The organism is Sporosarcina aquimarina (assembly GCF_033253705.1).
Classification (GTDB): Bacteria; Bacillota; Bacilli; order Bacillales_A; family Planococcaceae; genus Sporosarcina; species Sporosarcina aquimarina.
In genome coordinates this window covers 87152-112902 of the sequence record NZ_JAUBDH010000009.1, presented here as the reverse complement: position 1 = coordinate 112902, position 25751 = coordinate 87152, and the positions used below count along the sequence as shown (strand labels likewise).

At 42.7% G+C, this 25751-nt stretch carries 25 protein-coding genes; 17 read left to right on the top strand and 8 right to left on the bottom strand.

Annotation, left to right across the window (positions count from 1 at the left end; translation table 11 throughout):
• Positions 1 to 18: 18 nt before the first annotated feature.
• Together QT716_RS13695 and QT716_RS13690 are read right to left on the bottom strand one after the other, a co-directional pair.
• On the bottom strand, positions 19 to 489 hold the full coding sequence (locus QT716_RS13695) for a thioredoxin family protein (protein ID WP_317936655.1): 471 nt from the start codon (positions 487 to 489) through the stop codon (positions 19 to 21).
• Positions 490 to 492: 3 nt separating this feature from the next.
• Entirely contained in the window at positions 493 to 918 is a 426-nt protein-coding gene (locus QT716_RS13690) for a disulfide oxidoreductase (RefSeq protein ID WP_317936654.1), read from the bottom strand.
• A gap of 115 nt (positions 919 to 1033) precedes the next feature.
• On the opposite strand from QT716_RS13690, the gene QT716_RS13685 reads away from it, so the two are divergent.
• Complete coding sequence (locus QT716_RS13685; RefSeq protein ID WP_317936653.1) at positions 1034 to 2590, top strand: GNAT family N-acetyltransferase; 1557 nt, start codon at positions 1034 to 1036, stop codon at positions 2588 to 2590.
• Between the two features lie 47 nt (positions 2591 to 2637).
• Here QT716_RS13685 and QT716_RS13680 read toward each other — a convergent pair whose 3' ends face one another.
• Positions 2638 to 3951 carry a hemolysin family protein gene (locus QT716_RS13680; protein ID WP_317936652.1) on the bottom strand — a complete coding sequence of 438 codons (1314 nt, stop codon included), beginning with the start codon at positions 3949 to 3951 and terminating at the stop codon, positions 2638 to 2640.
• A gap of 582 nt (positions 3952 to 4533) precedes the next feature.
• On the opposite strand from QT716_RS13680, the gene QT716_RS13675 reads away from it, so the two are divergent.
• From QT716_RS13675 to QT716_RS13665, 3 genes are all read left to right on the top strand, one after another.
• Positions 4534 to 6276 carry an ABC transporter ATP-binding protein gene (locus QT716_RS13675; RefSeq protein ID WP_317936651.1) on the top strand — a complete coding sequence of 581 codons (1743 nt, stop codon included), beginning with the start codon at positions 4534 to 4536 and terminating at the stop codon, positions 6274 to 6276.
• A complete protein-coding gene (locus tag QT716_RS13670) occupies positions 6273 to 8018 on the top strand; it encodes an ABC transporter ATP-binding protein (protein WP_317936650.1) in 1746 nt (581 codons plus the stop codon). The genes QT716_RS13675 and QT716_RS13670 overlap by 4 nt, the downstream gene beginning before the upstream one ends.
• Positions 8019 to 8150: 132 nt before the next feature.
• Entirely contained in the window at positions 8151 to 9422 is a 1272-nt protein-coding gene (locus QT716_RS13665; protein WP_317936649.1) for an MFS transporter, read from the top strand.
• A 26-nt stretch (positions 9423 to 9448) separates the two neighbouring features.
• On the opposite strand, the gene QT716_RS13660 is transcribed toward QT716_RS13665, so the two are convergent.
• On the bottom strand, positions 9449 to 9592 hold the full coding sequence (locus QT716_RS13660) for a hypothetical protein (protein ID WP_317936648.1): 144 nt from the start codon (positions 9590 to 9592) through the stop codon (positions 9449 to 9451).
• A gap of 54 nt (positions 9593 to 9646) precedes the next feature.
• On the bottom strand, positions 9647 to 9850 hold the full coding sequence (locus tag QT716_RS13655) for a YheE family protein (protein WP_317936647.1): 204 nt from the start codon (positions 9848 to 9850) through the stop codon (positions 9647 to 9649).
• Positions 9851 to 9922: 72 nt separating this feature from the next.
• Between QT716_RS13655 and QT716_RS13650 the strand changes: the two genes are divergently transcribed.
• Positions 9923 to 10315, top strand: coding sequence for a ferritin-like domain-containing protein (locus tag QT716_RS13650; RefSeq protein WP_317936646.1), 393 nt, complete (start codon positions 9923 to 9925; stop codon positions 10313 to 10315).
• Positions 10316 to 10612: 297 nt separating this feature from the next.
• Here the strand turns inward: QT716_RS13650 and QT716_RS13645 are convergent, their stop codons facing one another.
• Positions 10613 to 11395: an ABC transporter substrate-binding protein gene (locus QT716_RS13645; RefSeq protein WP_317936645.1), complete on the bottom strand. Its 783-nt coding sequence runs from the start codon at positions 11393 to 11395 to the stop codon at positions 10613 to 10615.
• 191 nt (positions 11396 to 11586) lie between these two features.
• On the opposite strand from QT716_RS13645, the gene QT716_RS13640 reads away from it, so the two are divergent.
• The 5 genes from QT716_RS13640 to QT716_RS13620 all read left to right on the top strand — a co-directional run bounded on the left by QT716_RS13640 (position 11587) and on the right by QT716_RS13620 (position 16517).
• Positions 11587 to 12708 (top strand): DUF445 domain-containing protein, encoded by a 1122-nt coding sequence (locus QT716_RS13640; protein ID WP_317936644.1) that lies wholly within the window; start codon positions 11587 to 11589, stop codon positions 12706 to 12708.
• 13 nt (positions 12709 to 12721) lie between these two features.
• Entirely contained in the window at positions 12722 to 13072 is a 351-nt protein-coding gene (locus QT716_RS13635; RefSeq protein WP_317936643.1) for a YlbF family regulator, read from the top strand.
• Positions 13073 to 13178: 106 nt separating this feature from the next.
• Entirely contained in the window at positions 13179 to 14684 is a 1506-nt protein-coding gene (locus tag QT716_RS13630) for a coproporphyrinogen III oxidase (RefSeq protein WP_317936642.1), read from the top strand.
• Between the two features lie 85 nt (positions 14685 to 14769).
• Entirely contained in the window at positions 14770 to 15549 is a 780-nt protein-coding gene (locus QT716_RS13625) for an enoyl-CoA hydratase (protein WP_317936641.1), read from the top strand.
• A gap of 152 nt (positions 15550 to 15701) precedes the next feature.
• Positions 15702 to 16517, top strand: a complete 816-nt coding sequence (locus QT716_RS13620; protein WP_398293547.1) for an STAS domain-containing protein — start codon at positions 15702 to 15704, stop codon at positions 16515 to 16517.
• Positions 16518 to 16529: 12 nt separating this feature from the next.
• Here QT716_RS13620 and mgsA read toward each other — a convergent pair whose 3' ends face one another.
• Together mgsA and QT716_RS13610 are read right to left on the bottom strand one after the other, a co-directional pair.
• Entirely contained in the window at positions 16530 to 16964 is a 435-nt protein-coding gene (gene mgsA, locus QT716_RS13615; protein WP_317936640.1) for a methylglyoxal synthase, read from the bottom strand.
• A 56-nt stretch (positions 16965 to 17020) separates the two neighbouring features.
• On the bottom strand, positions 17021 to 17206 hold the full coding sequence (locus QT716_RS13610; RefSeq protein ID WP_317936639.1) for a YhzD family protein: 186 nt from the start codon (positions 17204 to 17206) through the stop codon (positions 17021 to 17023).
• 312 nt (positions 17207 to 17518) lie between these two features.
• On the opposite strand from QT716_RS13610, the gene QT716_RS13605 reads away from it, so the two are divergent.
• The 7 genes from QT716_RS13605 to yhaM all read left to right on the top strand — a co-directional run bounded on the left by QT716_RS13605 (position 17519) and on the right by yhaM (position 25483).
• Positions 17519 to 17719 (top strand): helix-turn-helix transcriptional regulator, encoded by a 201-nt coding sequence (locus QT716_RS13605; protein WP_317936638.1) that lies wholly within the window; start codon positions 17519 to 17521, stop codon positions 17717 to 17719.
• A 21-nt stretch (positions 17720 to 17740) separates the two neighbouring features.
• A complete protein-coding gene (locus QT716_RS13600; RefSeq protein WP_317936637.1) occupies positions 17741 to 18040 on the top strand; it encodes a DUF3796 domain-containing protein in 300 nt (99 codons plus the stop codon).
• Between the two features lie 96 nt (positions 18041 to 18136).
• Positions 18137 to 19036, top strand: coding sequence for an ABC transporter ATP-binding protein (locus QT716_RS13595; protein ID WP_317936636.1), 900 nt, complete (start codon positions 18137 to 18139; stop codon positions 19034 to 19036).
• Entirely contained in the window at positions 19029 to 20285 is a 1257-nt protein-coding gene (locus tag QT716_RS13590; RefSeq protein ID WP_317936635.1) for an ABC transporter permease, read from the top strand. Before QT716_RS13595 ends, QT716_RS13590 begins: the two co-directional genes overlap by 8 nt.
• Positions 20286 to 20419: 134 nt before the next feature.
• The gene (locus QT716_RS13585; RefSeq protein ID WP_317936634.1) at positions 20420 to 21625 is read left to right on the top strand and encodes a metallophosphoesterase family protein; all 1206 of its coding nucleotides are present in this window, start codon (positions 20420 to 20422) and stop codon (positions 21623 to 21625) included.
• Positions 21626 to 21644: 19 nt separating this feature from the next.
• Positions 21645 to 24545: an ATP-binding protein gene (locus QT716_RS13580; protein ID WP_317936633.1), complete on the top strand. Its 2901-nt coding sequence runs from the start codon at positions 21645 to 21647 to the stop codon at positions 24543 to 24545.
• Complete coding sequence (gene yhaM, locus QT716_RS13575) at positions 24542 to 25483, top strand: 3'-5' exoribonuclease YhaM (protein WP_317936632.1); 942 nt, start codon at positions 24542 to 24544, stop codon at positions 25481 to 25483. Before QT716_RS13580 ends, yhaM begins: the two co-directional genes overlap by 4 nt.
• Positions 25484 to 25751 lie beyond the last annotated feature (268 nt).

Below are 25751 nucleotides of genomic sequence, written 5' to 3'. Positions count from 1 at the left end.
TTATCCTCACTCTCATACTCATTTTCCATAAAATTCATTAAAGAAAGCATGGATATTTTCTTCTGGCTGGAGTCCAACAAGTCGGCCTACCTCATTACCGTTCTCATACTGAACAAGAGTCGGCCAAGATTCGATGCCATACTGCTTCGCTTCGTTCCCAAACTCCTGCATATTAAACTGATTCACTTTAACACCTTCCTCTTTTGCGATGGGCATTAAAACAGGTGTCATCTCCATACAAAAGTGACATTCAGGGTGGAAATAGTAAACCGTTGTCGGTTCTCCAGATTCAATTTTTTTTGAAACAGCATCCGGAAGTACGATGCTGTCGTAATTTTCATTGCCTATCAAATCGATTGTTGATTTTTCTAAATCATCTGTTCCGTAAGGGTTATCTGCTAACTTTGATTTGTTTGAAGCGGAAGTCAGTGCAAAGATGGCAACAAAAAATACAATAACGATACCGCCGATGATCAATAATTTTTTCATAAGTTATCTTGTCTCCTTCAATCGTTTTGACATCAGTACACTAGCAGTGAAAATGAGTGCGAATGCAACGAATGCCATAAATGGAATCGTAATAAAGCCTAAATAGTTCACATATTGAGCCGTACAAGGAACGTCTCCGCATGTTCCGGCGTGATCTTGAAAAAAGCTGATTTTTTGCGTTGTGTAATGATAAGCAGACAAAAGGCTGCCGATTAAACTGAAAGCAGCAGTCGTTAACGCAATACGGCTATTTTTCTGGAAGAGTGCAATGCCAGCAATCAGGACGATAGGGTACATCAGGATACGCTGATACCAACAATAGAGACAGGGTGTGAATCCTTTTACTTCTGAGTAGTATAAGGAACCTAGCGTTGCAACCAATGCAACGGTCCATATAAAGAGTAGTAAGTTTTCTATTCGTTTGTCCATTTCATGTGCCCCCTCATCGATTCCAAGTTCTTATTATAGAGGGAATTTAACATTTTAGCTATTCTCCGGCATATTCTTCGTAAAAGAGGGTATTAAAGGAGCTGAGGTGATTTTGGTGAGTGAAGAATTTGATTTATCCCCATTTGAAATGAGTATGATCGTCCGACAAATGGATATGTCGGATATACCTGAAATACTGGCAATGCAAGAAGCATGTTTTCCCGGAATGGATCCATGGGAACCAGCGCACTTAAAAAGTCATTTAACAGTATTCCCTGAAGGTCAATTTGTAGCGGAGCTGGATGGCCAAATCATTGGATCTTGTTCAAGTCTAATTGTAAACTTCGCTGAGTATGATGACCGCCATACATGGGATGACATATCTGATAATGGCTACATAACGAATCATAATCCGGAAGGCTATAACTTATATGGAATTGAAGTAATGGTGCATCCGGAATTCAGACGTATGAAAGTCGGTGAGCGGCTGTACGAAGCGCGGAAAGAGCTCGCCCGTGAATTGAACTTGAAATCGATTATTATTGGCGGCCGAATTCCGAACTATCATAAGCATTCCGATGAGATGTCTCCGAGAGAATATGTGAATTCTGTTGCAAAGCATCGTATTTACGATCCGGTTTTAACATTTCAGTTGATGAACGACTTCACACTGATGCGCATTAATCCAAACTATTTACCGGATGATCACGCTTCTAAACGCTATGCTACGTTAATGGAATGGAATAATATCGATTACAAAGCTGTTTCAAAGCGGCACTATAAAACAAGTTATCCCGTACGAATTTGCGTCGTTCAGTATTTGATGCGTAAAATTTCCAGTTTCGATGAACTGGCATCACAAGTAGAGTATTTTGTAAACGTTGCAGCAGATGCAAACTCGGACTTTGTTGTATTCCCAGAAATATTTACAACGCAGCTCATGTCATTCCTGGATGAACCATCGGCAAGTCAGTCTGTACGTAAAATATCGGAGTATACAGAAGACTATATCGAGCTGTTTAATAGTTTAGCGGTCCGCTATAACGTGAATATCATTGGCGGATCACACTTTGTAGAGGAAGAGAATGAAGAAATCTACAATATCTCCTATCTCTTTAGACGCGATGGATCGATTGATAAGCAATATAAAATCCATATTACGCCAAACGAGAAAAAGTATTGGGGGATCAGTGCAGGGGATTCTGTGCGTGTCTTTGACACCGATTGTGGAAAGATCGCAATACAAGTCTGTTATGATATCGAATTCCCTGAGCTCGCTCGTATTGCAACAGAAAAAGGAGCCAATATCATCTTCACCCCATTCTGTACAGAAGACCGACAAGGCTACTTACGGGTTCGCTACTGTGCACAAGCACGCGCCGTTGAAAATCAGATTTACACTGTAATATCCGGTACAGTTGGAAACTTACCGCAAGCTGTCAATATGGATATTCAGTATGCGCAATCCGCAATCTTTGCTCCTTCAGATTTTGAATTTGCGCGAGACGGAATTGTAGGCGAGGCAAATCCGAATTTGGAAACGGTGCTAATTGGTGACGTAGATTTGGAAGTACTCAAACGTCAACGTCAAGATGGTACCGTTAAACAATTAAAAGACCGAAGAAAAGATATTTATCGCGTCGAATATTTGGCGAAAAATCCAGAGCAGTAAACAGAACCCAAAAAGAGACGACTCCTAATCCGGAGTCGTCTCTTTTGTTATTCTGTATCTTCTTCTGAACCGTTCTCTTCATTGGAAAGCTTTTCTGCTTCCAAGTAGAGAATATGATGACCTTCGACGTCTTTTACAGAGAATTCATAGCCTTGTTCAATGATTTTCTCACCTGGAATGGCTTCAAAGCGCTGAGACATGAACCAACCGCCAATTGTATCGATATCCTCTTCATCCAGTTCAATATCTAGTGTTGCATTGACATTGTCTAATAGCATTTTTGCATCCAAGATGAAGTGACCTTCGCCAATTACTTGAACATCCGGCAATTCGTCCTGGTCAAACTCGTCTTGAATTTCACCAACAATTTCTTCCAAGATGTCTTCGATTGTTACAAGCCCTGAAGTGCCTCCGTACTCATCCATTAAAATGGCCATATGGATCCGTTCACGCTGGATTTTCAATAACAAATCTCCAATTGCCATCGTTTCGATAACACGGATGATCGGCTGCATGTATGCAGTAACAGGTAAATCGCCGTTTTTCGGATTTTTGATATAGGCCGTAAGCAAATGTTTCATATTCACTAGACCAATCACGTGATCCTTGTCACCATCTATAACAGGATAGCGTGTAAACTGCTCTACACCCGGCATGTTGAAAATTTCTGCGGCTTTCATTTCTTTTTCAATGGACATCATTTCTGTCCGGGGAACCATGATTTCTTTTGCAATACGATCATCAAACTCAAATATCTTATTCACATATTTGTATTCAGCTTGATTGATTTCTCCGCTTTTTAAACTATCGGACAAAATAATCCGTAATTCTTCTTCGGTATGTCCGACATCTGCTTCAGAAACAGATGAGAATCCAAAGGTTTTTGTCACGATTCTTGCTGATCCATTCAATATCTTAATGAAAGGGTACATTGTCCGGTAAAAAATGATTAACGGTTTCGCAAGAGCGAGTGTAATGGTTTCAGATTTCTGAATCGCCATCGTTTTAGGTGCTAATTCACCGACGACAACATGGATGAAAGTCACCGCGATGAGGGCAATGAGGAACGATAAGAATACGGTCATGCTAGTTGATAAATGCAAGTAAGTAAACAAAGGCTCTAGTATTAGCGCAACGGTTGGTTCACCAAGCATACCTAGACCAAGTGCTGTAATCGTAATTCCGAGCTGACAGGCAGACAAATATTCATCAAGATTTGTTACAACTCGCTTAGCGTCCTTAGCTTTTTTATTGCCCGCTAACTCTAGTTGGTCAATACGTGTCATTCTGACTTTCACTATTGCAAACTCAGCTGCGACAAAAAATGCAGTGAGGGCGATCAAGGCAGCAAATGCTGCCAAGCGTATGGGAATATCCAAATGGGTGCTTTGTCCATGACTCGTTCGAGGGGGGACAAAGCGTACACCTCCTGTAGTTTAAAATTAAGTAGTTGATTTCAATAATAAATTAAAATTCATGGAACTTCAATGATTTTTCCTTAGTCAACCGGATTGAGAAACTATTTAATTTTCTAAAGATTACATTAAAAGGTATTGACAATATGGAAAAAAGAGTGATAATCTAAACTTATTCGAAACTCGAAAGGAAAGGGAGGGCTTGGATTATGCGGTTACAAATAGCTAAGAAACTCACACAATTTCAAGCTTTGCCCGAAACCTGCAATAATTAAAAAATTTGACTGCTATTGCTGCAGTGAGGGCACCGTTCATTTTTTCAGACACACGACTCTGAAATAGGGGCGTGTGTCTTTTTATGTTCACTAAAATAAGGTGACTTCGCGCGTACGCGTGTTGCATAGAATCTAAATGAGAAAGGAGAGCTATCGATGTGAGACATATACCAGCACAACTTAACCAATTGCTCAAAAAGAAGACATGTGAAAGCGGATAGCTGAACGTCTCCAAGAAAGGTCGTAGAATAGTATGTTTTCGGTTTTAGGTAAATTAGGATGGTTTTTTAAAGAAAACAAAAAAAGGTACACGATAGCACTGCTCCTTCTCATCATGACAAGCGTGCTGGCGATTATCCCTCCTTGGATTATCGGAAAAGCAATCGATGGTATCCATTTGCAGACGATGAACGCACAAGTGCTTTGGACGTATATCGGAATAATGTTACTGATTATAGTAGTAGGCTACATCGGGGATTACGTATGGCAATATCAGCTTTTTGGCGGTGCCAATGTAATTGAACGAAAACTGCGCGGGAATTTAATGAGACACTTCCTGAAGATGACACCGAGCTTTTATCAGCGTAACAAGACTGGGGATCTTATGGCCCGGTCAACGAATGATTTACAAGCCATTTCTGAAACAGCTGGTTTTGGAATCATGACGTTAATCGATTCTACGGTTTACTTATTTACACTCGTCGTCATGATGGGATTCCTAGTGTCATGGAAACTGACGCTAGCAGCGATTTTACCGCTGCCTATTCTCGCTTACTTAATGCAAGTACTCGGGAAACGAATCCATTTGAAATTTGTAACTGCTCAACGGGCATTCGGTGATTTGAATGACGATGTCCTTGAAGCGGTTGCGGGTGTACGCGTTGTCCGTGCGTACGTTCAAGAACGAGCGGAAGAGAAGCGATTTGAAGAAGCAACTGAAGATGTTTACCGTAAAAACATGGACGTTGAACGAATTGACGCGCTGTTCACGCCGATTTCTAAAATCATGACGTCATTGTCGTATATGATTGGTCTCGGCTATGGAGCTTATCTCGTGTCAGTAGGTGAAATGTCGTTGGGCGGATTAGTTACGTTTAACGTCTATCTCGGGATGATTGTCTGGCCGATGTTTGCGATTGGTGAACTGATCAACGTCATGCAGCGGGGGAATGCATCGCTCGATCGCGTCCAGGAGACGTTAAACGCGGTGGAAGACGTACGGGACCCATCGATGCCAATTCAAATGTCCAGGCCGGGAATGATTGGTTTCGAAGACGTCAGCTTTACGTATCCAACTTCCACACGCAAAAACTTGGATCGCATTCAAGTGAAACTTGGCGGTGGCCAAACGCTTGGAATCGTCGGGAAAACGGGCAGTGGAAAAACTACGTTTGTTAAACAATTACTGCGGGAGTATCCAGTGGGCGAAGGATTACTGTCGTTTGACGGAAACCGTTTGAACGACATGACGAAAGAGCAAGTGCGGAATTGGATCGGATATGTTCCGCAAGATCATGTGCTGTTTTCTAGATCCGTACGGGATAATATTTTATTCGGTAAGCCTGATGCAGATGATCATGACATTTCTGAAGCCATCCGACTTGCGCACTTTGAGAAGGACTTGGAAATGCTGCCGGAAGGGTTAGAAACACTCGTAGGTGAAAAGGGAGTGGCACTTTCAGGCGGACAGAAGCAGCGGATTTCGATTGCACGTGCAATCGTGAAAAATCCGGAGATTCTTGTCCTCGATGATTCTTTGTCTGCAGTGGATGCGAAAACGGAGACTCGAATTATTGAAAACATCCAAAACGAACGAAGCGGTAAAACCACAATTATTACAACGCATCGATTGTCAGCCATTCAGCACGCAGATTGGATTATTGTGCTCGAAGACGGAACTGTCATCGAAGAAGGTACACACGAAGAATTACTTGCAAGGAACGGTTGGTATAAGGAACAATATGACCGCCAGCAAATTGGGGGTGGCGAATCATGACCACAGGGAAACGATTAGTCAATTATGCGGTTCAATTTAAAGGGTATTTCCTTGGCGGCATGGCGCTGCTAGCTATTGCAGTTGGTGCTGACCTGCTTGGACCGATTATTGCAAAACAGATAATAGATAAGCATATATCAGGCGCTGAAACAGGTGGAATTGACTTTCAGCCAATATTAAAATTACTCGCGATTTTCTTTGCACTAGCAGTTGTTACGGCCATATTCCGTTATGGCCAGTACTTGCTATTGCAATCGACAGCGAACCGGATTGTGCAAAAGATGAGGAACGAATTGTATCAGCATATTCAAACGCTGCCGATTAGTTATTTCGATAATTTACCCGCAGGGAAGGTCGTAGCCCGGGTAACTAACGATACAGAGGCCATTCGTCATCTGTACGTAACGGTTGTTTCACAATTTGCAATCAGTGGGATGTACATCATTGGAATTTACATTGCATTGTTCAGTCTGGACGCAGAAATGGGTGCAATCCTGCTGTTCGTATTGCCGCTGCTTTACATCTGGATGATTCTCTATCGTAAATTCGCTTCTAAAGTGAATCACGTGATCCGCGCTAAAGTCAGTGACATGAATGGGATGATCAACGAATCCATAAATGGGATGACGATCATTCAAGCATTTAGTCGGGAAAAACAAATGGAAGACGAGTTTGAAGAGTTGAATACAACCCATTATGAGTACCAAACGAAATTACTGAAAGTGGAAGCGGCGACTTCGCATAACCTAGTCAACGCGATTCGATCAATGACATTTGTCATTTTCATTTGGTATTTCGCAGGTGCATCCTTCACAGCTGGCAGCGTGGTGTCCGTCGGTTTGCTGTATGCATTTGTCGATTACATTACACGGTTGTTCAACCCGGTTACAGGGATTGTGAACCAGTTTGCAAGGCTTGAGCATTCCCTAGTCGCGGCTGAACGGGTATTCCAACTCATGGACCGCACAGGTGAGCCTGTCAGTGATGAGCGTATGGAGCGTTATGAAGGGAATGTCACATTTGAAGACGTCTGGTTCGCATACAAAGAAGAGGAGTATGTGCTGAAAGACATCAACTTCGAAGCGAAACGCGGAGAGACGGTCGCATTGGTCGGACATACTGGTTCAGGTAAGAGTTCGATTATGAACTTACTCTTCCGTTTCTATGATCCGGTAAAAGGTAAGATACTGATCGACGGCATCGATATTACGTCAGTACCACGCCAGACAATCCGAAATCATATGGGGATTGTGCTGCAAGATCCATATTTGTTTACTGGAACCGTGGAATCCAATATTAGTCTCGGGGATGCACGGATTTCGAAAGAAAAAGTCCAGCAATCACTAGACGCCGTTGGAGGAGAGCGCGTTCTCGAGCATTTGCCGAAAGGGATTGAAGAACCGGTCGTGGAGCGTGGAAGTACATTATCAAGCGGACAGCGCCAGCTGATTTCGTTTGCACGTGCTCTTGCGTTTGATCCGGCAATCCTGATTTTGGATGAAGCGACTTCAAACATCGATACGGAAACGGAAGAAATTATACAACACGCGATGGATGTCTTAAAGAAAGGACGAACGACGTTCATTATCGCACACAGACTCTCAACGATTAAAAACGCAGATCGCATTCTTGTTTTGGATCGCGGGGAAATTGTTGAAAGCGGAACGCATGATGAGCTTGTCCATCTAGACGGCCAGTATGCGCAGATGTATAAACTGCAGTCAGGAATTACAGTATCCTAATGTGACGCCGAGGCAAATATGCCTCGGCTTTTTTTGTCATTTACTTCGAAGTTCGAAAAGGTATTGATTGATCAAGAGAAAACCCCTATATTTAGAGTATCGAAACGTTTTGAAAAGAAAGTAGGATATTATGTGAGACTGCTTCAAGATTGGAAACGTACGATACTGTCGTTTAATCGGAATGTGAAATTCTTCTTGCTTGCTAACATATTTCTTCAAATTGGGCTTGGCGTTTTCATGGTGATGTACAACTTATACATCCGTGAACTGGGAATGCCGGAAACAGTGAACGGAAAAGTGATTTCTATGACGGCGCTTGCGACAGCTGTTATGCTCGTGCCCGCTGGATTTTTAAGTGATAAATTCGGACGGAAATGGATGATTACTGGCGGTGCCGCAATCACTGTCCTTACGTTATTTTGGCGAAGCACAGCTGTTCTAGAAGAACCAATTGTGTTTGTCTCTTTACTCACGGGGATTTTTATGGCGTTCGTTCAGGTTTCAGGGATTCCGTTCTTAGCTGAAAACTCATCCCCTTCAGAGAGAGTGAAATTGTTCAGCATCCAATTCGCACTCATTACTGTGTCGCAGGTCATTGGAAGCCTTTCTGGGGGACTGCTGGCAGATGCGCTCGAAAAGTTTTTCAACATGGGTGCTGTGGAAGCAATCCGGTGGTCGTTATATATCGGTGCCGGAATCTTTGCACTTGGACTCCCGCCGCTCTTTGCGTTGCGTGATAAGCCGCCAATACCTGTACAGGTAAGAGAAACGGCTCCTGGAATAGGACGGGAACCGATTGAAGAACCGACGGGTACAGGTTTTAAAAAGAACTTTATTTTAATTCTTCACTTTTCCTTTGTAGGATTACTGGTTGGGATCGGATCTGGTTTAGTCGTTCCTTATTTGAACTTATATTTTGCCAATCGATTTAGTGCTTCTAATTCATACATTGGCCTGATTTTATCACTCGGTTCAGCGATGACAGCGGTAGCTGCGCTCATCGGACCAGTCCTTGTGAAAAAAGTGGGTAAAGTGAAAGCTCTCATATTATTTCAGCTGTTATCCATTCCTTTTCTGCTGCTCACAGCCTTTACGAATTCGCTACTGTTTGCATCACTTGGATTTTTAATGCGCCAGGCACTGATGAATGCAGGAAATCCCATTCAAAGTGCTGTTGCTATGGAGCTTGTCGCAGATAAGTATAGAGGGCTTGCTAACTCGATGAATCAGACTGTTTTCCAGTTGGGGTGGGCATCGATGGCACCGATTGCCACAGGGCTTGTGGTGGCACAAGGATTCTACTGGGGCTATGCAATCGCATTTAGCATCACCGCTGGCCTTTACGTTGTATCTTCAATTTATTATTACGTTGTCATAGGTAAGAAAAAACTTTCAGAAGACTAAAAAGCCCTTCCGCATTTGCGGAAGGGTTATCTTTTGGGCTGCGTTTCTTTCCATGCATTTTGCTCATCGGGCACGCGGCTTTTGTCTTCAAAGACATTCTCTGTTTTCTGGTTTTCTACTTGCAGCTGCTGCTGCTCCTTACTCAATTGCTCAGGTGACTTTTTCTCCATGTGTTGTCCCTCCAAAGTTTGTCTATACAGCTAGACTGTGCAGAAGAGAAAACATTATTCATAAACGTGGAATGTCATTAACTCATGGACCATTTTTTTCACGTCTTCTTCATTAGAAGGCGCTGCAGTGGTCCACTTAATCGTCCCGTCCGGCATGTAGTCTCCTGTGTAGCGCTCTGCACCTTGTTGGAAAGAAAACGTCCAACCGGGAAGCTGACCGCCTTCAAACATAGGTTGTACTCGGAAATGTTGTAGCATAATAAGTTGCCCCTTTCATGATTCAGTAAAGCCCTGCATATAGTTGAAATAAACCGTATAGGAGGGCAAGACGTGTTTGTCTCCAAACTAAAACAAGCGATTCAAGATGAATACCAAGCTTACTTTTTCTATAAGTCTTTGCATGATCAGTTAAAAGAACCGATGTGGAAAGACTTCGTTCGCCATGCGTATGAAGATGAAAAAAGTCATTACGAAATGTTTCAACAGCTCCATTATATGCTGACGGGCGAGTATGTGCCTAATCCAAAGCGTCCCATCCCTTGTTATGATGCGAAGCAATGTGTTCAAAAAGCATTGGCAGACGAACTTGAGGACATCGAGACCTATAAAGAAATGTTGTTGACGATTCCTATTCAAGAGGCGTACAACCCGCTATTCATCGCGATGCACGACGAGATGGAACATGCCATTCGAATGTCAGTGATCTATCATGCACTTTCTTAAATTGACAAAAACCACCTTTCGATAAACTGCGGAAGGTGGTTTTTGTATGTATGACATGCGAAATGAATTCCTGAGGCCAATCAGAAATACAACTTATAATGAGACAGAATGTTGTCGATTTCAGGATCAACATTTAATCATAGAATGGAAAGTTCGTTACTAAAAGCCCTGTCGGAACAAATTTTTCCATGATAAAAGATCTGTCGATAGGACAACTATAGCACTAAACTACAAATGTGTAAATATCACACGTATTGGGAAAATGTGTTAATTAAAATAAGGGCAAGCTTATCGATTTCACTCTATAGTAAAGTGCTTTTTAAAGTAGGACACGGCTTCAAGCATCCTTGGTCCGTACCAAAACATTTCACCATCGATTGGTAAAATTCTCGCTTTCGGCAGCATCTCTTGAAATTCAGGAATATGCTTCTCTTTAAAAGGATAAGGTTCTGAAGCTAAAAGTACTAAGTTGGGATTCGCTTGCTGGATGTCATGAGTCGTAAGTTGTGGATACCTTCCAGGAAATTCAGAAACCGTGTTTTGAAAACCTAATTTCTCTAGTAAAGAATGGATATATGTCGTATCTCCAGCTGCCATATAGGGTTTTTTCCAAATGACATACATTGCACTTCCAGAGGCAATGCCTTGTAATGAGTTGAATCCGTCTTGAATCGATGAAATTAGTTTTTCACTTTGCTGTACACGATCTGTAATATCGCCTAAGTTTTGAATCATCGTATACGCTTCTTCAACCGATTGAACTTCAGCCACATATACCGGTACATGCTGTTCAAGTGTTTCAACAATTTCTTTAGTATTCTCTTCTTTTTCAGCGATAATCAGATCTGGCCGAAGTGCTAAAATCGCTTCTAATTTTATATCTTTCGTTCCGGCAACAGCTTTTACAGCTTTCACTTCTGGGTCTGGATGAATACAAAAACGTGTCCTTCCGACAATTTCCTCTTGAAGTTCTAATGCGAACAGAGTATCTGTTATGCCAGGACAAAGTGACACAATTCGTTTCGGAGGATAGGAGTAAGTAACTGTTCTTCCAAGTGCGTCTTGCACAGTTCGTTCCATGAAATCATCCTTTCCCTGCATTTGTCTAATCTAATTTACATACTACCTGACTTATTGAATGATTTCATGGCTTTTAATTAAGAGCAATGGATAACCAAATTAGTTGGAGCAGACTGTATTTCTGTTATACTTAAAAACAAATCGATCAGAAAAAGGTGAAGCGATTGGATTTTTTATGGGTATTATTATTTATGGCAGTGATTGGAGCAGTAATTGGAGGCTTTACGAATCATCTTGCCATCAAGATGTTGTTTCGGCCGCACACGGCAAAATATATCGGAAATTGGCGAGTTCCGTTTACTCCGGGACTTATCCCTAAAAGACGGGATGAACTTGCGGTGCAGCTCGGCCGCACGGTAACAAACTATCTATTAACACCAGATACGTTTCGTAAGCGTTTATTGACACCCGAGATGGCTGCAAAAGCGGAGCAGTTCATCCAAAGCCGATTAGAAAAAGAAGTGCTGCATTCTGAGCGAACACTTACTCAGTGGCTTGAGCTTGCGGGTGTTTCCGATTTAGACGTGACAGTAGAACGGCGTGCGGGTGAATTGATTGACTCAAAGATCTTAGCGGCTAAAGCGGCAATGCTATCAGGAACTGTGGAAGAAACGGTTCCTGAAAAGTGGCTGTTGCAGGCGGAAGCGCACATACCAACGGTAACTTCCTATGTTCTTGCAAAAGGGGATCAGTTCGTAGATTCTTTCGAAGGAAAAGTGATGTTCCAACGGCTGATTACTGATTTCCTTGAGTCAAAAGGAACACTCGGCGGTATGGTGAAAATGTTCTTCGGAGACTCCAATTCACTCGTTGAGAAGGTTCAGCGGGAAGCAAAAAAATTTATAGCAGCTCCAGGTACTACGGAGCTGATTGAAAAGATGCTGCAAACAGAGTGGGACAAGTTAAAACAGCGTCCTATGGAAGAACTTGCTGGCGGGTTCGACTGGGACGGTCTAGGCAACTCGTTGCGGACATACTTACTGAAGGAATTGGATGTTAAAAACCGTTTAGAGCAGCCTCTCGTTCACTATTGGCCAACAGGTGCGGAATGGACAGCAACTCATCTAACACCTCAAGTAGTCGAGTTTGCTTTTGCGCAGGCTGAAAAACAATTGGAGCACTCTTTAAAACGGTTGAAGCTGGACCAAATCGTTAAAGAACAAGTGGATACGTTCCCAGTGGCGGTATTAGAGGATTTAGTGCTTGGTATTTCGAAACGGGAGTTTAAGATGATTACAGTTCTTGGAGCCGCTTTGGGTGGTATGATTGGAATTGTTCAAGGACTCATTGTATACTTTACAAATCTTACTTAGGGGGTAATTTAGAATGGCAGTTAACATTTATGACGATATTAATCGCTTAGAAGAGACATTACGTACGACAGAGGAATTTTTAGGTGTAAAGCAAGCAATTGAAGACGTGAAAGCAGATCCAGAGGCTTTGGAGATGTTTAAAAACTTCCGCGAAATTCAAGTGACGTTGCAGGAAAAGCAAATGGCAGGAGAAGAAATCCAGCCGGATGAGTTAGAGCATGCACAAAAAACAGCTCAACTTTCTCAACAAAATCCAAAGATTATGGCAATGCTTGAAGCAGAGATGAAATTGAGCGGTGTTATTGAAGAAATCAACCGCATTTTCATGAAACCTGTTCAAGAACTATACGAAACGATGAACTGAAACTAAAACCAGCCCAAAGTGGCTGGTTTTTTTCTTTGTTGGTTTGCTATACTGAATAACAGAAACGACCGGCGAATTGTAGGAACCGGAGAAAGTTGGGCTAGCTATGCAAACCATCGCGCTTCACGGCGATTTTAAAGAAGATTGGGTGCGGATGTTCATTCACTTGGCAAATTTATTCTTTGAAGAAACAAAAATCATAAAAGGTTCGGAATCCGCGGATTTAACTGTCCGTTTTCAGGAGCAGCAGGAAGCAGATATCCTGACAGTAAAAGCAGAACTGGATGTACAGGGTAAAACGTACCATGCTGCATTCCAAGAGGCATTTGAAGGCGGCACTGAGAAAGATCAAAATCGTCAATGGAAGCGGCTTTACTCACATGTTTTACTGGAAGTTCTAGAAGCATACACAGGAATGAACCAGGAGTGGGGCATCTTGACGGGGATTCGTCCGACAAAGTTGTACCATAAGTATCGTCAAGAAGGACATAGCGCGGAAGCTGTAAAACAGCTGTTAATGGAAAAACACCGTGTATCGTCAAGAAAAGTGAATCTGCTTGAAACTATTGCGGACATCCAGCTGACGGCTGTACCAGATCTCTATAAAGTTCAAGACGAAGTCAGTATTTACATTGGTATCCCATTCTGTCCGACTAAATGCGCGTATTGTACGTTTCCCGCGTATGCAATTCATCGGAAAAGCGGTCGTGTGGAAACGTTTTTAGATGGACTTCATGAGGAAATCCGGCAGTTGGGTGAGTGGCTTACCCAGCGGAATGTAAAAGTGACGACAATCTATTTCGGGGGAGGAACGCCAACTTCCATTGAAGCTGAAGAGATGGACGCCCTTTACGAAGTGATGGTCGACTCTTTCCCATTCATGAAAGAAGTCCGTGAAGTAACTGTAGAAGCGGGAAGACCAGATACCATCACACCAGCAAAAATTGATGTGCTGAAAAAATTCGGAATTGACCGAATCAGTGTGAACCCGCAATCGTATACAGACGAAACACTAAAAGCAATTGGCCGCCATCACACAGTTCAAGAGACAATTGACAAGTTTCACCTATCGCGTTCTATGGGCATGAACAACATTAACATGGACCTGATCATCGGTCTTCCGAATGAAGGAATCGAAGAGTTTACCCATTCATTAAAAGAGACAGAGAAGCTGCAGCCTGAATCATTAACGATCCATACATTGTCATTCAAGCGGGCATCTGAAATGACGCGCAACAAAAAGAAATATGAAGTGGCAGACAGGCCTACTGCGGAACAAATGATGAAACTCGGTGAACAATGGACAGCCGATAATGGATATGTGCCATACTATTTATACCGTCAGAAAAACATACTTGGCAATCTGGAGAATGTGGGCTATTCAAAGCCGGGTGAAGAGAGCATCTACAACATTATGATAATGGAAGAAGTCCAATCAATCATCGGTATTGGCTGCGGGGCATCGAGTAAATTCCGTGATCCTGAGTCTGGAAGAATTACACAATTCCATAATCCTAAAGATCCTGCTGCGTATATTTTGTCATATCAGGAGTCTATTGAGAAAAAGTTAGACCTATTGAACGAAATTTTCCCTCAACCGGTTTCAAAATAAAGGAGTTTTTCTTTCCATCACGAATTGGGTAATGAATAGTCATTCATTTCACAATGATTTTCTAACGATATAAGGGGGAAACACAATGTTTCAAACGATAGAACTTACTAAAGAAGATCGGTTGGCAACACTTACATTCAACAGACCGGAATCCATGAATGCAATGGATGATGTCATGATGGAAGAATTAGCGGATGCCTTTGAAGAATTGAAAGCCGATAGCGGAGTTCAAGTGGTACTGATCAAAGGGGCAGGGCGGACATTTTCTGCGGGCGGAGACATTAAGAAAATGATGGATCCCGAATCACCTATGGATATGGGAGCGGTTATGCAGCATATCACACGACTCTCAAAGGCGCTTTATTTACTTCCTCAAATCACCATTGCATCCATCCATGGGGCTTGTGCAGGACTTGGGTTCAGTCTTGCTCTTGGCTGCGATATAATTGTGGCTGAAGACGATAGCAAACTTGCGATGAACTTCATCGGTATTGGTTTAGTTCCTGACGGTGGCGGCCACTTTTTCCTGAAAGAACGGATTGGTGCTACTAACGCGAAGAAAATGATCTGGGGCGGGGAAGTCCTCGATGCGAAAACAGCAAAAGCTGCGGGTCTTATTGACGAACTAGTTCCGAGCGGACAAGCTGAAGCTTCAGCTAAACAACTGGCGAATGCATTATTTGCTTCACCGATTTCAGCGATGATCGCTACAAAAAAGATTCTTCATGAAAGCAACAAAGCGGAACTTGAACACATACTTCAGCTAGAAAGCGAAGCGCAAGTTGCAATGCGCAGCACAAAGGATCACCAGGAAGGAATTCGAGCTTTCGTGGAAAAACGTCCTCCTGTATTCAAAGGAAACTAAAAGAACAAAACTGGCATTCTCAACTTGATGAATGTCAGTTTTTAATCTGAAAAAATTTTGAAAAGCAGGTTTTGCAACTACAAACTTCGGGTACTACTATTGTGTTTGTTATAACTAACTGTGAATAGGTCTATAAAAGGAGCGATCCAATTGTGAATAAGGTAATAGATACACGTGTTAAGCAATTCATCGATGATAACAAAGAAGCTTTCGAACGCCAATTACTCATAGAAGCCGTAAATGTGAACGATAAAATAGAAAGTATTCTCCGGATCGGAAATATAAACTTGATTGAAAATGCACATAAGCTTGTCGCCTACGTCAGTGAAGCACAACGGGAGGAACTTGTCGCATTTGCGAATCAGGAAGGGGTTGCATGGGCAAAACATTCTTTGACTCTCGCTTTTAAATTGGAATGGGTATCTGCAATTCGTCGTACTATGTGGACTTTCATCGAACGGTATATTAATGAAGCCGATAAAACATTTACAATGCCAGAGTTTTTCGAGTTAGAAAAAAGTATAAATGAAAGATTGGATCTATTTTTGAATGCATTCTTCTTACGGTATTCTTCTTATAAAGATGAACAGATTAGTGCTCAAAAAGACTTGGTTGAAGACTTATCTGTTCCAATCATTCCAATTACCGCTACTACTTGTATTTTACCGTTAATTGGATCATTAGATTACTCAAGGACTACCATAATCCAAGAAAAAGTGTTGTATGAAATCAGTCGTTTACATATCCAAACGCTCATCTTGGATTTGTCCGGAATCGCGGATATGGAACACGAAGTGATTGATAATCTAACTAAAGTGATCGACAGCACAAAACTTATGGGATGTCAGACCGTGATTACAGGGCTGCGTCCAGATGTCGTTCGTAAAATGGCTTCACTTGGAAGTCACTTTGACGCTGAAACGAAAACACTGGGTACTTTGCAGCGTGCACTGCAGTTCTATTTGTAAAAGAAAAGACGCTTATCCGCGATCAAAGCGGGCAAGCGTCTTTTGTTTGTATTTGTCAGCGGTATCCCGCCATTTAAAATAGCCTTTTTCAATAGAACGAATCAGTAACTCAGCAGTGGCAATATTCGTTGCTAGCGGAATCCCGTAGACATCGCATAGGCGAAGCAGAGCACTGACGTCAGGTTCATGAGGCTGTGCGGTCAGCGGATCCCGGAAGAACAAAATGAGATCGAGTTCGCCTGTCGCAATCATAGCGCCAATTTGCTGATCCCCGCCAAGAGGTCCCGAATTCATCCGATTTACGTGGAGATTGGTTTCATCCATAATTCGTTTTCCGGTTGTACCCGTCCCATATAGCGTGAAGTCTTGGAATATGGATTCATATGCAATTGCAAAATTCACCATTTCATCTTTCTTTTCGTCGTGAGCAATTAATGCGATTTTCATTCAATTCGCCTCCTACCTGATTGTCTACAGAATAGCACACTCATTCAGGAATTACTTCAAACATGAAATAATAGTAATTTACCTGCAGGTGATGCAAGACGATGGGTTTGCTCGACAAGATTTTGTTCCTCCAAAAGTGATTGACCAATTACTTTTGCCGCCTCGTCCGTTTCTGCTGTGAACGTTTCATCCGCTAATAACTTTCCAGTCTTTTCATAAGCCGTTAGTTTGTAAGTTCTCATACGTACCCACTCCAATCCTTTTCCATTAGTATACACGTTTTTTGGTTCAAATGAATAGTGACTCAGTAGTGAGTCACTATCTGTTTTTTACTTTCTTCTTTTCCCTCAGTCGTTTCATGACAAGAATGAATTGGAAACTAGGGAACTTGGACGTCTTATACTATTCGATTGAATTGACCCGTTATTAAGATCTGAATGTAAATGTTCCTTGACATACGGAGTGATGTAAAGTAGGCTTTACGTAAAGTTACCTTTACCAACGGATACATCATATCTCCGCAAAAGAAGATAGAAAAGGAGGAGACTCATCAAGTGAAGAACTTGATAAAAGAGATTCGAATGGAGTTAGGTTTCACTCAGGGTGAGCTGTCTGAAAAGTTGGAAGTATCGCGTCAAACAATCATTTCACTTGAAAAAGGCAGATATAATCCTTCGCTTATCTTAGCTTTTAAAATCGCAAAGCTGTTCAATCGTTCCATTGAAGATATTTTTGAACCGGACGAAGTGGAATGAAATGAGAGAGGGGGTCTTTCAATGGATTGGGTATCAACTGGAACTGGATTCATCACCGGCTTTGGTATCGTTTCAATCATCGTACTGGTTATGTGGAGACGCGGGAAAAAAGCACGGTTGTTCGATGAACGATATGAAAAAGTACATGTTAAAGCACGTACGGTCTCTTGGATCGTGTTTGTCGGAATGTCATACATTATGGCATTAATGGCATTGATTATAGAGGGATGGAAATTAGCAGCGATATTACTCGCCAGCTTGTACGGAGCAGCAATGCTCACATACTTCTTGGCGGTGTTCATCTACAATAGGAAACTATAACGAGTGTTGAGCAAGCATAGATTAAATAAATTAACTGAAACGAAATCACTTTCTATTCGTAACAGGTAATAAGAGAATGATGAGAGGAGCAAGATTATGTCATTACAAATTGAGCACGTAACGAAACGATTTGGAGACTTTACTGCGGTAGATGACCTTTCTTTGACGGTAGATAAAGGAACCATGTATGGATTTCTCGGAGCCAATGGAGCAGGGAAGACAACAACGTTCCGCATGATTCTTGGATTGCTGACGCCTAACGAAGGACACATTACATGGAATGGGAAGCCGATTTCTTATGCAACTAGTCCTCAAATCGGGTATTTGCCTGAGGAGCGCGGTCTCTATCCGAAAATGAAAGTGGAAGAACAACTGCTGTTTCTGGCTGAATTGCGCGGAATGAAACGGGCAGATGCTAAAAAAGAAATTGGCGGATGGCTGGACCGTTTCGAAGTACCTCAGTATTTAAACAAAAAAGTGGAAGAGCTATCGAAAGGGAATCAGCAAAAGATTCAAGTTATCGCAGCCCTTTTACACAAACCCAAATTACTGATTCTGGATGAACCCTTCTCGGGATTAGATCCGGTAAACGTTGAAATGCTGAAGAAAGCAATTCTGGATATCCGTAATAGCGGAGCAACGATTGTCTTCTCCAGTCATCGAATGGATCATGTTGAAGAGTTATGTGAACAGTTCAGTATCGTCGATCATGGGAAGCAAGTCGTGAGTGGAACGTTGAAAGATGTTAAACGATCGTTTGGCAAGCTGAACGTGCGCATTCGATCCGACTATCCGCTAGATTCACTCACTGACATCAGCGGGGTAACAGCTGTCAACCCAACTGTCGAAGGTGCCGTTTATCAAATCGAAACGGAAGAAACAGCAGAACGGTTACTAGCTGAAGCACTGAAATCCGGCCCGGTGCGTCAATTTGAAATCGAAGAACCTACACTTCAAGATATCTTTATTGCAAAGGTGGGGAAAGAACATGCGTGAGTTTTGGATTATTTTTAAGCAAGCGTTTCTAACGAAGGCGAAAACGAAATCGTTTGTCATTACGACTGTAATTGTCATGGCAGGGATGTTTCTTCTGTCCAACTTGCCGCGTATTCTTGAAACTTTTGATGGACTGGGAAATGACGGAGCAGCTGAGCTGAAGATTGTTGACACTACAGGGCAGCTGAAAGATCCGCTTGCTGCAGTTCTTCAAGCCAACGAATCCGATATTACATTGGAAAGTACGGGCCAGAGCGAAAGCGAGTTGGAGAAGCAAGTACAGGACAAAGACATCGACTCTTACTTGACGCTTTCATTGGATGACAGCAATACGATTCAAGCAACTTATACAACGCTTAGCAGTATTGAAACGAGTCTGCCAGATACATTGAAGAATGCGCTTCAAACTGTGCAGGCAGGTATCAAAGCGGATGAACTATCGTTATCAAGTGACCAAGTAGATTCACTCTTTACACAAGTGAATTTTGAGAAAAACAATATTTCATCCTCCGCAAAATCAGAAGATGAGTTGAATCAGGCAAGAGTTCTCGTATATATTCTCATGTTTGTCATTTACTTTGCCGTCATTTTGTATTCCAGCATGATTGCAACAGAAGTGGCAACAGAGAAATCATCACGTGTCATGGAAATTTTGATATCGAGTGTTTCACCCGTCAAGCATATGTTTGCCAAAGTGCTTGGAATCGGGACTCTTGGTATCGTCCAGATTATAATTTATGCAATTACTGGATTCATAGCCTTTAAAACATCTGCATCGGAAGTGACTGAAGGGCTGGGAAGTTTCTTCAGCTTTAAGGATATCAACCCTATCACTCTGGTATATGCGGTCGTGTTCTTCTTACTCGGTTATTTCTTGTATGCGACACTCGCAGCGCTTCTCGGTTCTCTCGTAAGCCGTACAGAAGACGTCCAGCAGATGATTATGCCGATGACACTTCTCATTGTAGCAGCTTTCATATTAGCTGCTTCAGGACTTGGCAATCCTGAGCTGACCTATTTGAAATACGCATCGTTCTTCCCGTTCTTTACACCTCTCGTTATGTTTTTACGTGTAGGAATGCTCGATTTACCGCTGTGGGAGCCGCTCCTCGCTATCGCAATCATGCTTGTTACGATTTTTGTACTTGGCTGGTTCGGGGCTCGCGTTTACCGTGGAGGAGTCCTTATGTACGGACCGTCCCGTTCGTTAAAAGATATTAAAAAAGCAATTCAATTAGGAAAAGAATAAGATGGGATTTCAGCAGAGGTGCAACTATCGCCTCTGCTATTTTCATGGGTTGAACGCTTGTAATGATATCGCGCAACAGCTGGAAATATGGTAAAATTAGAACAAATATTCGTTTTGTGGAGGTGCAGCGTTTAATGATCCGATTTATACATACTGCTGATCTGCATTTAGACAGTCCTTTTAAAGGAATGACGGAAATGCCAGCGGATCGCCTGGCTGAGCTACGAGAAAGTACATTTGCGGCCTATGAAAACGTGATTCAATATGCAGAAACATCGCTGCCTGACTTCATTTTGATTGCCGGGGATATTTACGACGGAGAAGACAGGAGTTTACGGGCTCAAATGCGCTTTGTAAAAGGTCTTGAGCGATTGAAACAAGCGGGGATACCTGTTTTCATATCACATGGCAACCATGACCACCTCGCAGGCAAATGGACGCGATTCGAACTGCCGGACAATGTGACTGTGTTCGGCCCTTTCGTCGAGACGGTTGAACTTAAAATCCGTGAGCATCTCGTTCGAATACATGGATTCAGCTATCCTGAGAGACATGTCCGGAAACCAATGATTGAGCACTATCCAATTATACAGCGAGAACAAGGGACACTCGATATTGGAATGCTGCATGGCAGTTTGATGGGAGAAGAAACGCATGCGGTATACGCACCCTTCACGAAAGAAGCGCTTGTGGGAAAAGGCTACCATTATTGGGCGCTTGGTCATATACACAAACGTCAGACAATCCTAAGTGAACCGCCTGTTGTCTATCCGGGAAATATCCAAGGACGTCATCGTAACGAACAAGGTGTCAAAGGTATTTACGAAGTGGAACTTGAGGAGACCCATGCCGCTTTTAAATTCGTCCCCACGTCTGTCCTTGTGTTCGATGAAATCGAAGTGGATTGCTCCAAACTTACCCATGCAAACGAATGGCTCGCTGTGTGTCTTGAGTTGGTGAGTGATCGTATTGAACAAATAGGCGCCTGTATACTTAGCGTTCACAATGTGAATATCAGCGAAGAGGCCGTTCAAATGTTTGCGAGTTCAACGTCCCGTGAATGGTTGGAAATTCTCAGGGAATCAGCAGAAAAAGACGTCTGGTTCGCTGAGCTGACATTTGAAAATACTTCTGAAAGTGTGCAGCTGCCAGACTCGCCGCTCGTTCGTTCTGTAAAAGAACAGATGGTACACTGGGAACTCAATGAATGGAAACATGTATTAAAAGATGTCTACCAACATGCACGGTCCGCACCCTATTTATCGCCAATAAATCAAGGAATGAAAGAAGATTTAATAGAAGAGGCTGGCAAGCTAATTTCAAATGAGCTCTCAAAATGAGTATAGGGAGTGATAGACTTTGAAGATTGAACGCCTGGTAATCTATGGTTTTGGACGCCATAGCAATGTAACAATCGAGCTAGTAGACGGAATTACCGTCTTTTATGGAAAGAATGAAGCAGGGAAGACAACAATTTATCAATTTATATTACAAGTATTATTTGGGTTTCCTCCGAAAAATAATCAGCAGCTTCGATATGAACCTAAATCCGGATCTCATTATGGCGGGAAAGTTATTCTTTCGGACGAACGCTCGGGTGTCGTGGAAGTTGAACGGATCCGTGGTAAATCCGCTGGAGACGTTACCGTGCGTTTTTCAGATGGAACAGTCGGCGGACAGGAAGAGCTAAGTGAAATTTTACGTCAATATGATCGTACCGCATTTGAATCCGTCTTTTCTTTTTCACTTTTTCAGCTGCAGGGGCTGGAACAAATGGATGCGGACGAACTAAGCCGTACGCTGTTATCTTCAGGAACAACGGGAATCGATTTGCTGATGCAGTTAGAAAAACAGCTCGAGAAGGAAAAAGCGGAACTGTTCAAGAAGTCGGGTAAGAATCCGCAAATGAATGTTTTATTAAAAGAACTGCGCGAATTAGAAGATACATTAAAAGTACAACGGGCAAAAGTCGATGAATACGAGCCTGCGGTGAAACGGCTGGAGCAAGTCGAACAATTGTTACGTGAGAATCGACGAGAATTGCAAGAACTTCAAAAAGGATCGGACAAACTGAAGAATGCTCAGCTGCGGCTCCCAATTGAAGCAAATCGGAATAAGTTGGCAGCACAGATTGATGAGCTTGATAATACAACATTTCCTCCAAATGGAATTCGTGAACAGGAAATGCTGGAAGCTAAAAAGCACGAAGCAGAAGCTGTTATTTCACGCTCGACTTACCAACTGAACGAAATTCGGGATCAGCTGGAAAGCAAATCACAGCAAGAGCAAAGTGATGCAGTAGAAGCGATGCTAGTGAAAGAATCAGATTGGCAAGTGCTGCAGCAGCAGGTGGTAAGTGCAAAAGCTGACATTGCACGGCTCAAGACCGAACAACATGATCTTCTGGGCCGCCTTGGCGCTACGGAATCTTCTATGAAAGAAACAATTCTAGCAGTGGACGGTTCCGTCTCGAATGAGCAATTCCTCCATAAATTGGCATCTCAAGTTCAACAAATCGAACGAAATGCAGATTCTTATCAAAATGAATTGCAACGTTCCCTTGAATTGGAACAACGGACAGTGCAACAGCTGAACAGACTTGAAGAACAAGCCCCCACACCAGATGAACAAGCTCAAGCTTTGAAATGGCCATCGGTACGATCCCGTCTTGCCGAAGCGAAAGCTTACGTTTCTTTCGGGAAGAGAGAGCAGCCGCAGAATTCTAAAACAATGATTTGGATGTTGCTCGTCATTGCGCTTCTGCTATCTGCATATGGTGTGGTGCAGCAACAATGGGCGCTGGTCATCATAGGAATAGTTCTTGCTGCGGTGGGTGGTTATGGAATTTTACAAAAAGCACAAGTGCCATCGCAAACAGATGAACAGATGAATGAAATGAAGGCTCTTTTGAAAGCGTATGAAGGAAAAGAAGAATTGTTTGAAGAAGTTTGCAGAAAGACTGAGGAATATACCCAAAAGAAAAAACGTTTGAAGTTAATTGCCGAAGAGCAGGCACTGGATCGCGAGTCGTTACAAGAGGATTTAAAAGGTATTCTGACTCAAAAAGAAAGTGCTCATAAGGAACTCCTTGAAGCGCTTCAATCTGGCGGACTCACCGTTTCAGCAAACGTAGAAATCATTGCGGAACTTTTCAGGATGATTCGTAATGTGCAAAATACCGAACGTCTTTTAATCCAGCGTGGTGAAGAGTTAAAACAGGTATATGAAAAAATCGAACAGCATTTATCCCAAGCAAAATCAGTGCTCGGGCGTGATGTTCCTGAATCGGACCTGTATACTTTAATCAGGCAGGAAGCCCGAATGTTACGTGAAGCGATGTTAGCAGATAATGCAGGTAAAGAGCGGATGAAGGAACTCACGCGCATTATCCAAGAAAAGACACTCGAACTTCACTCCTTTCAAGAACAGGAACAGCAATTATTCGCATTGGCTGGAGCTGACGACAAACAATCTTTCTATGAAGCTCATGATCGCTATCAACAACTCCAATCCATGCAGTTGAACTTAAACGGATTGAATGAGCAATTGAATACATTTCAAGACGCAGAAGGATTGGCGGGCGATGAAGAACAGCTGCACCATTTGCTTTCTCAAGTGGAGTCTCAACGCCGTGATGTGGAACAGAAGGTGACGGACTTAACTGACGAACGTGCCTCGCTCCTCCATAGAACAGATGCCTTGTTAACGGATGATGCGCATCTGTTAACGTCTCAGTTATATGAAAATAAGAAGGCAGAATTCAATGAAATAGCTTTTGAATGGTCGAGCCGTCAAGCAGCGGCTGAAGCAATCAGACAAACGATGGCGGACTTGAAAGACAAAAAGCTGCCAGCTGTCCTAGAGCGGGCAAATGTTATTTTCCAGCAGCTGACAACTGGTCAGTACGATTCACTATCTATACAATCAGATGGTCACTTTCACGCGCTGCATAAAGATGGACAGCGGTTTGCGATAGCCGAGTTAAGCCAAGCGACGAAGGAACAGGCGTATGTCGCACTTCGTTTATCACTAGCTGGAGAACTCTTGGAACAAGCACCATTTCCAATCATTATGGATGATCCTTTTGTCCATTTCGATGCAGGTCGCTTGTCTCAGATGACAGAACTCATCTCTAAATTAGCGAAGAATCATCAAATTATCGTATTTACGTGCCATGAAACGCTCAGTTCTCATTGGCCAGAAGCTAAAGTGCTCAACGTTTCAAACGTTGGAAAATCACCAGAAGGAGTTGCATTATGAAAAAACTATTAGACCACAAAGTAGGAGAACCCGTAGATTTATTTTTGTTCATCAAACAATCCAATAAAGGAGTGACTCAGCAAGGCAGCCCTTTCATGTCACTCGTCTTACAAGATAAGAGCGGAGACCTGGAAGCAAAGCTTTGGGATACAGGAGAAGAACAAGAGCGCTTGTACGCTGCTGCGTCCATCGTACGGGTTGGCGGGGAAGTCCATGAGTATCGCGGGAAGAACCAGCTCCGCATTAAGAGCATTCGTCCAGCTAAAGCAGACGAGGGCATCACGATGTCCGATCTCGTACCATCGGCTGAAAAGAGTAAAGAGGACTTAATGGATGAGTTAATGGAGTTCTTCTTCGAAATGAAGAACCCTCAAATTCAACGAATTACTCGTCATTTGATCAAAAAGCACCAGGAAGCCTTCATGATGTATCCGGCAGCGACGAGAAATCATCACGACTATGTCTCTGGATTGCTCGATCACGTAGTATCGATGTTGAAGCTATCTAAAGCGGTGGCGGATTTGTATCCGACATTGAACAAAGACTTATTGTATTCAGGTGTGATTTTACATGATATCGGAAAAGTGATCGAACTTTCCGGTCCGGTCGCAGCTCATTACACGGTAGAAGGAAATTTACTCGGCCACATTAGCATCATGGTAACAGAAATTTCTAAAGCGGCGGATGAACTGGAAGTGACAGGCGAAGAAGTAATGCTCCTTCAGCATATGGTGCTTTCACATCATGGTAAAGAAGAGTGGGGCAGCCCTAAACGTCCGATGCTTCCGGAAGCTGAAATGCTTCACTACATCGACAATATCGATGCCAAGATGAACATGCTGAATCGGGCAATGAGTAAAACAGAGCCAGGAACGTTCTCTGAACGGATCTTCCCACTAGAGAACCGCTCATTTTATAAGCCTGCATTTGAAGAATGAATTACAAAAGGAGCTTCCGCGGAAGCTCCTTTTGTGATGGGTGGAAAGGGGATGGGGGTGTAAAAATACCTCTGTTATCGTGAAAACTGGGGGGAGTGATTGTAAGTTGCGGAATGTGCTCATAAAACAGGGGAAGTGCTCATAAACCTGGAAAAGCGCTCATAAATCAGGGAAAGTGCTCATAAACCTGGAAAAGCGCTCATAAATCGGGGAAAGTGCTCATAAATCGTGAATAGTGCTCATAAACCTGTGGAAGTGCTCATAAAAC

Bases quoted from the DNA above. Each gene is read 5' to 3' on its own strand.
- QT716_RS13640 (WP_317936644.1), top strand. From the start codon at position 11,587: ATGGCAGTGATTGGAGCAGTAATTGGAGGCTTTACGAATCATCTTGCC.
- QT716_RS13625 (WP_317936641.1), top strand. From the start codon at position 14,770: ATGTTTCAAACGATAGAACTTACTAAAGAAGATCGGTTGGCAACACTT.
- QT716_RS13675 (WP_317936651.1), top strand. From the start codon at position 4,534: ATGTTTTCGGTTTTAGGTAAATTAGGATGGTTTTTTAAAGAAAACAAA.
- QT716_RS13645 (WP_317936645.1), bottom strand. From the start codon at position 11,395: ATGGAACGAACTGTGCAAGACGCACTTGGAAGAACAGTTACTTACTCC.
- QT716_RS13690 (WP_317936654.1), bottom strand. From the start codon at position 918: ATGGACAAACGAATAGAAAACTTACTACTCTTTATATGGACCGTTGCA.
- QT716_RS13670 (WP_317936650.1), top strand. From the start codon at position 6,273: ATGACCACAGGGAAACGATTAGTCAATTATGCGGTTCAATTTAAAGGG.
- QT716_RS13695 (WP_317936655.1), bottom strand. From the start codon at position 489: ATGAAAAAATTATTGATCATCGGCGGTATCGTTATTGTATTTTTTGTT.
- QT716_RS13630 (WP_317936642.1), top strand. From the start codon at position 13,179: ATGCAAACCATCGCGCTTCACGGCGATTTTAAAGAAGATTGGGTGCGG.
- QT716_RS13600 (WP_317936637.1), top strand. From the start codon at position 17,741: ATGGATTGGGTATCAACTGGAACTGGATTCATCACCGGCTTTGGTATC.
- QT716_RS13660 (WP_317936648.1), bottom strand. From the start codon at position 9,592: ATGGAGAAAAAGTCACCTGAGCAATTGAGTAAGGAGCAGCAGCAGCTG.
- QT716_RS13585 (WP_317936634.1), top strand. From the start codon at position 20,420: ATGATCCGATTTATACATACTGCTGATCTGCATTTAGACAGTCCTTTT.
- mgsA (WP_317936640.1), bottom strand. From the start codon at position 16,964: ATGAAAATCGCATTAATTGCTCACGACGAAAAGAAAGATGAAATGGTG.
- QT716_RS13610 (WP_317936639.1), bottom strand. From the start codon at position 17,206: ATGAGAACTTACAAACTAACGGCTTATGAAAAGACTGGAAAGTTATTA.
- QT716_RS13635 (WP_317936643.1), top strand. From the start codon at position 12,722: ATGGCAGTTAACATTTATGACGATATTAATCGCTTAGAAGAGACATTA.
- yhaM (WP_317936632.1), top strand. From the start codon at position 24,542: ATGAAAAAACTATTAGACCACAAAGTAGGAGAACCCGTAGATTTATTT.
- QT716_RS13590 (WP_317936635.1), top strand. From the start codon at position 19,029: ATGCGTGAGTTTTGGATTATTTTTAAGCAAGCGTTTCTAACGAAGGCG.
- QT716_RS13595 (WP_317936636.1), top strand. From the start codon at position 18,137: ATGTCATTACAAATTGAGCACGTAACGAAACGATTTGGAGACTTTACT.
- QT716_RS13655 (WP_317936647.1), bottom strand. From the start codon at position 9,850: ATGCTACAACATTTCCGAGTACAACCTATGTTTGAAGGCGGTCAGCTT.